At 42.7% G+C, this 13,037-nt stretch carries 11 protein-coding genes; 6 read left to right on the forward strand and 5 right to left on the reverse strand.

Annotated elements, in window-relative coordinates; all coding sequences use genetic code 11:
- Positions 1-41: 41 nt before the first annotated feature.
- Positions 42-1,061 carry a YkvI family membrane protein gene (locus BMZ06_RS04290; RefSeq protein WP_089750470.1) on the reverse strand — a complete coding sequence of 340 codons (1,020 nt, stop codon included), beginning with the start codon at positions 1,059-1,061 and terminating at the stop codon, positions 42-44.
- Positions 1,062-1,150: 89 nt separating this feature from the next.
- Between BMZ06_RS04290 and yyaC the strand changes: the two genes are divergently transcribed.
- Positions 1,151-1,777, forward strand: a complete 627-nt coding sequence (yyaC, locus tag BMZ06_RS04295; protein WP_089750472.1) for a spore protease YyaC — start codon at positions 1,151-1,153, stop codon at positions 1,775-1,777.
- 60 nt (positions 1,778-1,837) lie between these two features.
- Here yyaC and BMZ06_RS04300 read toward each other — a convergent pair whose 3' ends face one another.
- From BMZ06_RS04300 to noc, 3 genes are all read right to left on the reverse strand, one after another.
- Entirely contained in the window at positions 1,838-2,542 is a 705-nt protein-coding gene (locus BMZ06_RS04300; protein ID WP_089750474.1) for a DUF554 domain-containing protein, read from the reverse strand.
- 88 nt (positions 2,543-2,630) lie between these two features.
- Positions 2,631-3,476, reverse strand: a complete 846-nt coding sequence (locus tag BMZ06_RS04305) for a ParB/RepB/Spo0J family partition protein (protein WP_089750476.1) — start codon at positions 3,474-3,476, stop codon at positions 2,631-2,633.
- A gap of 241 nt (positions 3,477-3,717) precedes the next feature.
- On the reverse strand, positions 3,718-4,581 hold the full coding sequence (gene noc, locus BMZ06_RS04310; RefSeq protein WP_089750478.1) for a nucleoid occlusion protein: 864 nt from the start codon (positions 4,579-4,581) through the stop codon (positions 3,718-3,720).
- A gap of 640 nt (positions 4,582-5,221) precedes the next feature.
- On the opposite strand from noc, the gene BMZ06_RS04315 reads away from it, so the two are divergent.
- A complete protein-coding gene (locus tag BMZ06_RS04315; protein ID WP_089750480.1) occupies positions 5,222-6,418 on the forward strand; it encodes an MFS transporter in 1,197 nt (398 codons plus the stop codon).
- Between the two features lie 372 nt (positions 6,419-6,790).
- Positions 6,791-9,169, forward strand: coding sequence for an immune inhibitor A domain-containing protein (locus BMZ06_RS04320; protein ID WP_175477799.1), 2,379 nt, complete (start codon positions 6,791-6,793; stop codon positions 9,167-9,169).
- Between the two features lie 510 nt (positions 9,170-9,679).
- On the opposite strand, the gene BMZ06_RS04325 is transcribed toward BMZ06_RS04320, so the two are convergent.
- Positions 9,680-10,216 carry a GNAT family N-acetyltransferase gene (locus tag BMZ06_RS04325; protein WP_089750485.1) on the reverse strand — a complete coding sequence of 179 codons (537 nt, stop codon included), beginning with the start codon at positions 10,214-10,216 and terminating at the stop codon, positions 9,680-9,682.
- Positions 10,217-10,675: 459 nt separating this feature from the next.
- On the opposite strand from BMZ06_RS04325, the gene BMZ06_RS04330 reads away from it, so the two are divergent.
- From BMZ06_RS04330 to BMZ06_RS04340, 3 genes are all read left to right on the forward strand, one after another.
- Positions 10,676-10,939, forward strand: coding sequence for a transcriptional regulator SplA domain-containing protein (locus BMZ06_RS04330; protein ID WP_014645378.1), 264 nt, complete (start codon positions 10,676-10,678; stop codon positions 10,937-10,939).
- A complete protein-coding gene (gene splB, locus BMZ06_RS04335) occupies positions 10,933-11,961 on the forward strand; it encodes a spore photoproduct lyase (protein WP_089750487.1) in 1,029 nt (342 codons plus the stop codon). Before BMZ06_RS04330 ends, splB begins: the two co-directional genes overlap by 7 nt.
- Before the next feature lie 189 nt (positions 11,962-12,150).
- The gene (locus BMZ06_RS04340; protein WP_089750489.1) at positions 12,151-13,020 is read left to right on the forward strand and encodes an SDR family oxidoreductase; all 870 of its coding nucleotides are present in this window, start codon (positions 12,151-12,153) and stop codon (positions 13,018-13,020) included.
- The last annotated feature ends 17 nt before the right edge of the window (positions 13,021-13,037 follow it).

Genomic DNA, 13,037 nt, shown 5'->3' on the forward strand with positions numbered 1-13,037 from the left:
TCCTGTACGACTATGAATATGAAATTCATTTTAACAGGTTTTCAGCGAATTTTGAATCGCGAACGTAACGGATAAATAAGAAGAGAGAAAAGGACGTATAAATTTAGAATTCCATACAGCGGATATAAGTACTCCACCAGCGTAGAAAATCCGAACGATGTAAAGGGAAGCATCACAGCAACAGTCGCCATCGCCACAATCCAAAGAGGCTGCTTTAAATAATTTCGGAAGCGGGTGGCAAGTCCGAGAGTACCAGATACAGCCGTTGTAAAAATGGCAATCCAGAGCATCACAGACATAAACAGCATCATCTCATACGGATAGTGTTTTAATATGGCGAACAAAGGAATCTCGTAGAGCATAATCTCATCTGAAATCTCTATTAAACTTTGATTATAAAGGTAAGAGATGACCCCAAGAATAACCCCGCTCCCTGCACTGGCAATCCAAATCTCGCCCTTATGCTTCACCTGATTCCCTATAGCCCCGAGCACAGCAATCAACGGAAGGATATTAAGAGCAGTAAATGGAAAAGCGGACATCCAATTGGTTATCTCATGAAGATGACCAAACAGTTCAAGCTGCTGATCATTAATGAAAATAATTAAAACGACTACAAGACCGGTAATTAATAAGGGAAGCACGACACTGTTTACCGTAACGATCCCTTTTACGTCCCATACAAACAAAAGAATCATAGGTACGACAAGTGCCATGACGCCGAAGCGATAGGAGAAATGAAAGGCCTGCCAGGTAGCTCCGCTTCCCGCCAGCATAATAACGGTCATCGTAAATAGGTAAATGATAATCATCCAATCATAAATTCCTGTTAAATGTTTCCCTACAATAGCCCGCAGAACAGGTAAATAATCGCCGCTCTGCTTCTTAAAGCTGATCTTCATAATGACGGCACAGCATAGAATGAACATGATGGAAAACAAAAAGATAGCCAAGCTGCTGTCCTGTCCAAAAAATTGCCATAGCTCTCTTCCTGAAGCATACCCCGCCCCAATCATTGTTCCTACAATCAAAAACATCCACTTAACTCCAGCTTTTATCATGGACGATCCTCCACCTCTATGTATTTGCCACGTATAGAACGACGGACAACCTTATATACTGTTACTACTATGTGTGTGGAGGAGAAGCTATGAATTTTAAAGACAAGTTCTCAAAGGAAGAAAGACGTCTCAAGACAGAGGATCCTGGAATGAGTGAGACCCTTAGTCTGCATTTGAAAGAATGGCTGCCTCCTTCCAAGAAGATCGTCATTGCCTGTATCGGAACGGACCGCTCCACAGGAGACGCATTTGGACCACTTGTCGGTTCGATGCTGAAGCAGCAAACATTGGAAACTTTTCATCTCTATGGAACGCTGGAAGAACCTTTGCATGCCCTTAATTTAATTGAACAAATGAACCGGATTAAACGAATCCACAACCATCCCTATATCCTGGCGGTAGATGCGTGTTTAGGTAAGTCTGCGTCGGTAGGTTCTGTAGTGCTTGGGAAAGGATCCATTTCCCCGGGATCCGCTTTAAAAAAGGATCTGCCCCCTATAGGAGACCTGCATATTAGCGGAATGGTCAATGTCAGCGGATTCATGGAACATGTCGTGTTACAAAATACTCGTCTTCATACGGTCATGCAGATGGCCGCTAAAGTAGCAGCAGCTATTCAGCTGTCAGATGCTAAACGTGTGAAACATACAGTGGAATCCGCACCCGTAACTACATTCAAGGGCACCATCAACCGTCTGCCTAAAACCATGAAGTAAAGGGTTCTTCATCCATAAAAAAAGCTACTCACAAGCCTTATAAAGACTTATCAGCAGCTTTTAGAACCATTGATAAATATAGAAGATCACCCCGACCATCAGAAGGGAGGGTAACAGATTAGCTACACGAATCTTCGTTAATTTTAATAAGTTAAGACCGATAGCCACGATCAGCAGCCCCCCGGTAGCTGTCATTTCCATGATGAACAAATCCAGCATATCCTGGGGAATCCACCGGTTAATCTGAGTAGCTAATAACGCAATAGACCCTTCATATAACACAACCGGAACGACAGAAAAAATAACACCAATTCCAAGTGTTGACGTTAAAACGAGCGATACAAACCCATCAATAATGGCTTTAGTTATTAAAACTTCATGGTCATTACGAAGACCGCTGTCCAGGGCTCCTATGACGGATAAAGCCCCTATAACAAAAATAAGGGAAGCCGTAATAAACCCTTGCGCCATACTGGATTCCTGGTCGGGTTTGGTAAACTTTCGTTCAATGAATCTTCCTATGTACTCAAGCTTATCTTCTAAATGTACCGCTTCCCCAATAATCGCTCCCGTTAATAAACTCAACAGCACAATCACGATGTTTTCCGTTTCAAAGGCCATTTGAAGGCCGATCAATATAACAGCCAGACCTACACCGCTCATGACAGTTTCCTTAAAGCGCTCGGGAATCTTAGTGAAAAACAGCCCTAGAAGGGTACCAATAATAATACATAAACCATTCACAAATGTACCTAATAATACCATAAGATTCTCTCCTATAATTATTTGTTTCACGTGAAACACAATTGTTTATAAGCAACAAAAAAACCCGGTCTCCTTCACCAGGTCTGCTTTATGAGTCTTTATCAAACCACTGTAAGATACGTTCCAGGTCATCTTCATCCATAAACTCTATTTCAATTCTTCCTTTTTGTTTTCCTTTATGAATGGTAACTTCCGTGCCTAGACGCTCTCTGAGACTCTCTTCCCGATCTCTTATAAAAATATCTTTAGCAGACTTTTTCTTTCTCTCAGTCCGATCTTTATTGTTGTTTTCAAAAATCAGCCGCTCCGCCTGACGAACATTGAGAGCTTCTTTTTCAATCCGTGCGGCAAGAGCTATCACTTGCTCACGATTTTTCAATCCAAGCAGTGCCCGACCATGGCCCATAGATAATGTGCCATCATTTATTTTCCTCGTTACTTCTACCGGGAGCGATAACAGCCGGACGAGATTAGCAATATGAGAACGGCTTTTTCCTAACCTTTTGGAAAGGGATTCCTGAGTTAAAGAAAGCTCATTCATTAAATTCTGGTAGGCTTTCGCCTCTTCAATCGGGGTTAAATCCTCCCGTTGTAAATTCTCCAGAAGGGCAAGTTCCATCATCTGTTCATCTGTCAAAACACGTACCAGGGCCGGGACCGTATCCAGATTCGCACGCTTCGCCGCGCGGAACCTTCGTTCACCGACCACAATTTCAAAACCTTTAATGCTTTTTCTTACGATCAGGGGTTGAAGAATGCCATGCTCCTCGATCGATTCCTTCAATTCCTGGATGGCTTCATCGGTAAAATGCTTTCTGGGTTGATACGGATTAGGGCGGCATTCATGGACCGGAATTTCCTGAATCTGCTCTTCTTCTTTACGCTCCATTTCCTGAGACACTGCTTGATTCTCTTTACCTGACCCTTTCGCCATTCACGATCACTTCCTTTGCTAATTCTAAATAGATTTCCACTCCTTGAGACTGCAGTTTATGCAAAATCGCGGACTTGCCATAAGTTGAAACTCCACTCAGCCGGCTTTAACGGTGAATGATAGATGGATAACCTTTATCTGATTCTACTTTTCTTTCATTTTACCATTATATTGAAAAAACGGGGTGCAGAGTTAAAAAAAGCCCCATCTCTGCGAAAGGCAAGATGGGTAGAACCGTCCATTATTTTTTCTTAGGAATCTTTATCGTAATCTGATAATAATCATCGTGATCTTCTTCATCGGTTTCCAAGTCGATCCCTGTATCCGAAACCATCGTGAGCGACTGCCGAATCGTATTCATGGCAATCCTCATATCTTTATTGACACCTTTAAGAGTCGGCTTTTTCTTTTTCGGTTTAGTTTCGCTCAGCTTAGCGATTCGCTCTTCCGTCTGCTTTACGTTCAGGTGCTTTTCAATGATTTCAGTCAATATCTTTTCCTGCATTTCAGGATCTTTAACTCCAATAAGGGCTCTTGCATGGCGCTCTGTAATTTTTTTATCCATAATCGCCTGTTGAACGGATTCAGGCAATTTTAACAAACGCATCTTGTTGGCAATCGTTGACTGGCTTTTTCCTAACCGCTGGGCCAGGGCTTCCTGCGTCAGTTCATGAAGTTCAATCAGTCTGGCATAAGCCATAGCTTCTTCAATTACCGTTAATTCTTCCCTTTGCAGATTCTCAATAAGAGCGACAGACGCCGCCTGGGAATCATTCATATCACGGATGATCGCAGGAATCGTTTCCCACTCAAGCGTTTGGACGGCACGCCATCTGCGCTCTCCTGCAATCAGTTCATAATCTTCCTCATCTATCCGACGGAGAACAATCGGCTGAATCATCCCATGCGTATGTATCGTCTGGGCAAGTTCGCTGATCTTCTCATCGTTAAAAATCGCTCGGGGCTGATAACGGTTCGGCTGAATATGAGCTACGGGTACCTGCATAACTTCATCAGGACTGTAGCCTTCTTCACTGTTGTTATCTTCAGATTCCTGTTCCGGTTTGTCCCCTAATCCGAACAAACGACCAAAAGGATGTAACACGATCAGACACCACCTTTATACGATCGAGCTTATGCTCATTATTATTTTCCTTAAAAATTGAAATAGAAAAAGCGCCGCAGGCTTTTCGGCTGCTGCGCACATATATGCCGTTTTAACTCTCTATCTATTTTATCATATTTATTCTAGTAAAAGTATCGTAAGGAAAGAAGAATTATTCATTCCCGTTGTCGAAAAAGCACAGATTGCCAGATGATCAAGGCATTCAATAAGGATTATTTCTCTTAAAAACCCAGTTGTTATTAGCAGAATTCGTCGATATATTTTCCTAAAAAACAATTCTGTTTATAGCTTACCTGTTCCTGGGTTCCCCTTCAAACGATAGCTGTAAAATTAACGTGCAGGAGTTGCCCAGCTGATTTTAAAGTCAGGCAGGAATAAACGTATTCCTGCTGAATATGTATCTTTGAAGGTTCTGCTTAAAAGGAGAAGTTTTTTCCAGAAGGGGAACTGAATTTTATTAAAACGAACCAGGGAGGAACCAATCATGCAAAAAACTTTCATCATATTTTCTCATTCAGAGACAGGGGTGAAAGCAAGCTAATCATTGATCTAATCGCTGCAAGCTTTTTACTCCTGCACCTATATCAGACGAATTACTGTATAGCAGGAGGATTATATTTTGCAAAAGAATACTTTAGCCGCTCACAACATTCGTTTTTTATTTTGGGCCGAGTTATTTGGAAGCGTGCGCTTCATCCAACCGGTACTTACACTTTTTTACTTTGAAAGAGGCCTCGATGAGTCCTTAATTCTGCTTGTCTTAACCTTTTTCAGCATCGGAGTCCTTGCCGGGGAAATTCCGACCGGGGTACTGGCTGACCGCTACGGACCAAAAACCGCTTTTTTAATAGGATCGGTACTTGCTATAGTCAGTCATAGTCTATTACTCGTCGCCTTTGAACCCTGGGTGTTCTTCCTAAGCAGTTTTTTAACTGGGTTTGCCGCTACTTTTTTTAGTGGAGCAGATGAAGCCCTTATTTACGAATCTCTGAAACTTTCGAACGAAGAAAAATTTATGGATAAAGCGATCGGGCAAATTGGTTCAGCTACGTTTATCGTCTCAATCATCGCTGTCATTATCGGGGCTTTTATCGCTAAAGATTTAACGGAACAGCAATTTCAGCTGCTGATTGGATTAAGTCTGGCCTTTATGACGGTGCAGTTCTTTTTACTGCTATCGATCAAAAACCCGCCCCAGCAAGAAGGGGATCAACAGCCGCCGCTCCGACAAATATGGGCAGGGGTAAAAGCCATCCGGAAAACCCCTCAAGTATTATGGATGTTTATGAACATATCGCTCGTATTTATACCCGCTACAGCGATATTTGAGAAATTCGATCAAAAGCTGCTCGTCGATGCCGGCCTGCCGGTGTACTGGATTGGAATCGTCTATGCCATCGCAGGTTTCATAGGTTTTATGGCTTCGCGATCCATTGGATGGATGACCAGTAAAATGAACCGTGTTCATTTACTGTTGATCACAGGAATCCTTGCCGTAGCAGGGCTCACCCTTGCTGCTTTATTTAACACGTACCTCTGGGTGATTCTTGGAGTGATCTTCGTCTTAAAACTAGTGAGCGCCATTCGATATCCGATTTATTCGCAACTATCGAATGACCTAATTCCATCTAACGTGCGGGCAACAACCATTTCATTGCTATCGCTCCTTGATTCAGGTTTTGACTTGCTTATTTTCACGACAGTAAGTGGAATCGCACTTGCTGGATTCACACCTATGTTCCTAGCCTGTGCTGTTATCGCTTTACTCGGTGTAGCCATACCAATACGGCCAAAACGAGCAAGCGTTAATAGATGAAATTTATTCATTTTTAATAGAAGACAGTCACTTCTTGAGGGAAGGGCTGTTTTTTTATGTAATTATTGTAGGACTTAAGTATACATTATAAAAGTCACAATCACTCGTTTGAGATTAACATATAAACTTCACCCACCGATTTATTACTTTAAAATAGCATCACATGATTACGAATCTGCAATTTTACCTTTTCTTAAGCTATTTTCACAGTCTTTTTTCTGTTACACTTTAACGCTTTAAATTCGCCTCTGGGCACTATTCATTATTTTTAGAAAATTAAAAATAATATATTGATTAATTTTGTAACTTTGGTAGATTTGTAAATGTAGCTTATTTTTACAAAATGTGGAGGGAGACATTAATTTGAAGAACATGGGGAGAATTATCACATCTGCTCTAGCTCTTACATTAGCCTTCGGGCCCGTGAGCGCGAGTGCAAGTACAGTAAATCAAGATGCAGGCGAAGATTTACATAAATCACATTCGCACGAGGGATCACCTTTTGATCTCGCAATTGCGAATGATGAAAAGCTAATTGAGATGTTGAAAGAGGACGGGAAAATTGCACCAGATGCAAGTCCTTCAGAAGCTCAAAAAGGGTTAAACAAATTCTTAAAAGCAAAATCTGAAGCGGCTAAGAAAGATAAAGGTGAATTAAGCGACGAAGCAAAAGAAGCGAAAGAAAAGCTTCAGGGCGAAATGAAAAACAACAGCTTAACCAATGGAGAAGGAAATAAACTGGGTCAAGCGAAGAAAAATGCACCAGCTTCGGTAAAGGAAGAAGCTTATGACGGAGAGATGCGTACGGACAAAGTGCTGGTCTTGCTTGTCGATTATCCGGACAAGCCTCATAACTCGATGACAGCTGATGAAACGGATATGTACTATGAAGGCGAAGATGCTTATTCAACAGACCATTATCAGGACATGCTGTTCGGTACAGGTGGCTGGGCAGGTCCAGACGGTGAAATCTACGATTCTATGAAACAATATTATGAGCAGCAATCCGGCGGCAGTTACTCTGTTGAAGGGGAAGTAGCAGGCTGGTATACAGCAAGCAAACCAGCTGCAGCCTATGGCGGCAACTACCCAACAGAAGATGGTAGTGACGTTAATGCTCGCGGACTTGTGAAAGAAGCACTTGCTGCAGCAGCAGCCGATCCAACTGTTAATATTTCCGATTACGACCAGTGGGATCGTTATGATTTAGATGGTGATGGAAACTACCTGGAAGCGGATGGCCTCGTTGATCACCTAATGGTTATTCACTCCGGAGTGGGTGAAGAAGCAGGTGGAGGATCGCTAGGTTCTGACGCAATCTGGTCTCACCGCTGGAATCTTGGCGGAGTGACTCCGATTAGCGGTACCGAAGCTACGGTCGATTATTGGGGCGGTTCTATGGCAGCTTACGATTACACAATTGAACCAGAAGACGGAGCCGTAGGGGTTATGGCTCACGAGTTTGGCCACGATTTAGGTCTGCCTGATGAATACGATACTCAGTATTCCGGTGCTGGCGAACCTGTCAGTTACTGGTCGATTATGTCGAGCGGAAGCTGGGCAGGAGATATCCCAGGTACGATGCCGACTGGATTCAGCCCGTACATGAAAGAAATGCTTCAAACTTCTGCTGTAGTAGATAATGAGGGTACAGAAGGAAACTGGTTATCTGGAACAGAATTTAATGTAGAAGACATCAATCAACAAGGTAAAGAAGTGCTTCTTGATGAAGCTGTTACCAAAGGAACAAATAACGACACCGTGAAAGTTAATTTGCCGCAAAAAGAAACGATCATTAACGAGCCGGCAAGCGGGGAGTTTGAATATTTCTCCGGAAGCGCGGACGATCTTGATAATTCTATGTCTACCACTGTCGATTTAACAAACGCCACCTCTGCAGAATTTAATTTTAAAACGTGGTATGACATTGAGAAAGACTGGGATTACGCGTATGTAACGGTTGACGGAGAGCCAATTGCTAGTGATATTACGACAAATGAAAACCCGAACGATTCCAATAACGGTAATGGAATTACTGGCTCATCCGATGGCTGGATTGATGCTTCGTTCGATCTGTCTGCCTATGCAGGAGAAGAAGTCGAAGTAGCGATTGAGTACGTTACAGATGGTGCGGTATCAAATCCTGGCTTGTACGCTGATGATCTATCCGTTGTTGTTGATGGAGAAGAAGTCGTGTTCGACGATGCTGAAGGTGAAGCTCAGTTTAATCTGGATGGGTTCACAAAAAATAATGGGATTAAACGTTCCGAGCATTACTACCTGCTGGAATGGCGCAGCCACAATGGTGTTGATGAGGGTCTTGCAAACATCCGCCGTGGTGACAGCTTAATGACGTTCGACGATGGGCTAGTGGTTTGGTATATCGATAAGCAATACAGTGAAAACTGGACAGGTATTCACCCGGGCAATGGCTTTGTAGGCGTGGTCGATGCAGATCAGCACACCCTTAATTGGAGTGATGGAACAGTAGCGAGTACACGCTATCAGGTTCACGATGCAGCCTTCAGTTTAGATAAAACAGACAAAATGTATATTGACTATAATGATCTCTTAGGTACGACCATCAAAGATAACTTCACTAAACGCACACCATTGTTTGATGACAGCGAAAACTACTTGAACGAAGGATTAGTAGATGCAGGACGCGACGTTCCTGAGTACGGTCTGAAGTTCCGTGTAACCGGTCAAAGTAAAGACGGTACTGTAGGAAAAGTGTTAATGTACAAATAATCAATTTTAAAAGAACTCCTCTAATACGAGGGGTTCTTTTTTTAGGAATGGCTCTCCCTAAATTTATAAACCTAAGCAGTCCGTAGTGCAGGCTAACATTAAAGTCCCAGTAAAAAAAAGGGAGGATCTGAGTAAGTTCCTCCTTGTTTTTTATATGGTTCTAGCAGCCCAGCTTAATAATCATTTAAAAGCTTAAGCGTTATTCCCTCCCCTATTTATATATTAGATGTATGAAACCTTTCATATATCATGAATAGTCTTTCTATATGCATTTCCTCCTCCTCGAGAGGGTTCATATTAGCTTTTTGGCGTTACAGCGTAAAAATAGTTCTCTATTACATGAAGACATAAAATAACAACTTACGAGTAGTATTTACGTTTAAGAGTGAGAATGATGGTTCTACATTTCCTGGGAAATAATCAAAAATCGTTTATTCCCGTTTTGCGTTCTTTCTGACTTTCGAATTTCGTTAAGTATATAGTCAGTAAAGAGTGTTCTTTGTTTTTATACTACTTAAGGTAATCTGGAGCAGTCATGCCATAAACATCAATATCCTTGTATTCACCCCAGTGGTAGATATCGCCTTTCAACTTTCCTTCATAACTTAGTCCAACTTTTTGCATCACCCTGGTAGAAGCCGGGTTTTCACTCATCGCTGCAGACCATATCCTGTGCAGATTCAAGGTCTCAAATCCATACTGAACCATGCGAGCAGCCGCTTCTGAGGCATACCCCTTTCCCCAGTAAGTTCGTCCAACCCAATAAGCAAGCTCACCCTTTTTATGTTTATGATCCACTCGCAGCGTCATCGTTCCCACCAGTTCATTTGTCGATTTCAATACCATAGCCATAGGATATGCTTTTCCCTCTTTGATCCATTCTTTATGGGTTCGTATCCAGTTTTGGGCATCCTCAAGGGTGTATGGATGAGGAACGAAGGTAGTAGCTGCAACCGCTTTGTCACCTGCAAGCTCCGATACGCGTTCTGCTTGAGTGATTTCATACGGTTGTAAATTCAAACGCTCGGTCGTTAACGGCCAATTCATAACAAAAAAACTCCTTTTTAATTCAAGTTGAAGTATTGATTATTTAAGTGTACAACCCCTGATATATAAGGGGTTAAAACTGATCCAGAACGATTCTTATAGAAGGGTCCGTTCACTCCCTCGATCATAGGATGGCGGAGGAAACGACGAGACTCCCGCGGGAGAAGGAGCTAGGCGAGACCCCACAGGGAGTGTTAACGACTGAGGAGGCTTGCCAGTCCCCCCGCAGGAAAGCGAGTTGTTTCCGTAGCCAGCCCCTCTGCTATATTAGCAACGGAACAAAATTATCTCAAAGCTGAGTACAGTATCCGACCCTATTGCGTCATAACTCTGTTCGAAAATTAATTAAGATAGAAACACCATTATATTTAGATAACTTGAGAAAATAAATCCAACTTGTCTAATAAATTTCAGGTTTTGTGGAAAAATGAACACAAACTATGGAAAGCAGGTGTGGTTATGGAATTTCAACAACCCAACTATCGTGCGGGAGATATCGTATACGTCATCTATCGCAACCCGCATACGTATGATGTGGCCAATGTACAGGAAGCAGCCGTAGTAAAAGATCCAGAAAACCCAGGTGATTTAGCTCTTTTTCTATATGAAACGTATTTCCCATTGGATTCTGAGATAGCTGTCTATGCCTCTCAAGGTGAAGCTGAACGCGCCTATCATGATACATTTGGCGGCGGGATTGAACCGGAGGGACTGCAGTGGTAAAGCCATTTGTACCCGAACTCGTTTACATCGAACCCGGAGCCCTGAAATATCCGTTAGGTAAAGAACTGAAAGAAAAATTTGAAGATATGGGTATTGAAATTCGCGAGACCACCTCCCATAACCAAGTCCGCAATTTACCAGGAGAAAACGATTTTCAGAAATACCGAATGGCAAAATCCACGCTGGTGGTCGGTGTCAGAAAAACATTAAAATTTGATACCTCCAAACCCTCCGCAGAATACGCCATTCCATTTGCGACAGGATGTATGGGCCATTGCCATTACTGTTACTTACAGACCACGATGGGCAGTAAACCTTATATCCGTACGTATGTAAATGTCGAAGAAGTATTTGAAGCGGCAGAAAGCTATATGAAAGAACGGGCGCCGGAAGAAACGAGATTTGAAGCTTCCTGTACCTCTGATATCGTTGGCATCGACCACCTCACACACACCTTAAAGCGGGCGATTGAATACTTCGGTCAGTCTGAGCATGGGCGCTTACGTTTTGTAACCAAATTTGCACACGTCGATCACTTGCTTGATGCAAAACACAATGGCCGTACACGTTTCCGGTTCAGCATGAATGCGGATTATGTAATCAAATACTTGGAGCCGGGTACATCCCGTCTGGATGATCGAATTGAAGCAGCCGCAAAAGTAGCGGAAGCTGGCTATCCCTTAGGATTTATCATTGCCCCTATTTATCTGTACGAGGATTGGAAAGAAGGCTATCGGATACTATTTGAGAAGCTGTATGATAAGCTTCCGGAAAAAGCAACAAAAGATCTTACCTTCGAACTGATTCAACACCGTTTTACCAAGCCTGCCAAGCGTGTTATTCAAAAAAATTATCCGATGACCAAGCTTGAAATGGACGAAGAAAAGCGAAAATACAAATGGGGCCGTTATGGAATCGGAAAATATGTTTACCAGAAAGATGAACAGAAAGAAATGCAGGAAGTACTGGGCGGATATATTGAGCAGTATTTTCCTGAAGCCAGATTAGAATACTTCACCTGATTCTTGACCTTGATCACTCCACAACTTTCCGTCAAATCGACAGAATACGATAAAAGAGCTGCTTGTGAATCCATATAAGCAATCTTCTAGAGAAGGTAGAAGAACTCCTTTCATTTGTTTATCTTTTTCCTAATTGTGGAATGAGATAATTACGATATTATAGTGATAAAACAAAAGGAGGATTTCAATATGGATCGTTCACAAAAGCAAACGCAAGGTCAGCCTAAACAAGAGCAGGAAAAACAGCCAGGAGTAGAAGGCCAGCTGGATCCTCAGCCGCTTCAAGCTGATGAAGATTATCAAAGTGGAAACAAATTAGTCGGCAAGGTGGCTCTTATTACTGGAGGAGACAGCGGAATCGGCCGGTCTGTAGCCATCGGCTATGCCAAAGAAGGTGCAGACGTGGCGATTTCGTATCTTGAGGAACATGAAGATGCGGAATACACGAAAAAGCAAGTAGAAGAGCAAGGCCGCCGCGCGATTCTTATTCCTGGAGATGTCGGGGAAGAATCTGTTTGTAAAGATGCGATTGAACGAACAGTCAATGAACTGGGTCAGCTCGACATTCTAGTAAATAATGCAGCAGAGCAGCACCCTACCGATGATTTAATGGATATTACAGCAGAACAGTGGGAAAGCACATTCAAAACGAATATCCATTCCATTTTCTATATGACAAAAGCAGCAATTCCTCACTTGAAAAAAGGAAGCTCTATTATCAATACCGCTTCCATTAACCCTTATACAGGGAATCCGCACCTCGTTGATTATACGGCAACCAAAGGGGCAGTCGTGGCATTCACTCGTTCCATGGCTAAACAGCTCGTGGATAAAGGAATCCGCGTGAATGGAGTGGCTCCTGGTCCAATCTGGACGCCATTAATCCCTTCCACCTTTGGAGAAGATAAGGTCGAACAGTTTGGTACCAACACACCAATGGGACGTCCAGGACAGCCGGTTGAACACGTAGGAAGCTATGTATTGCTTGCTTCCGATGACTCCACGTACATGACCGGTCAGTTTATTCACATTAACGGCGGACTGTACACCTCCAGCTAAAGCGTTATTTCTTGCCA

Origin of the sequence: Halobacillus alkaliphilus (assembly GCF_900113125.1) — a bacterium.
GTDB classification, from domain to species: Bacteria; Bacillota; Bacilli; order Bacillales; family Halobacillaceae; genus Halobacillus; species Halobacillus alkaliphilus.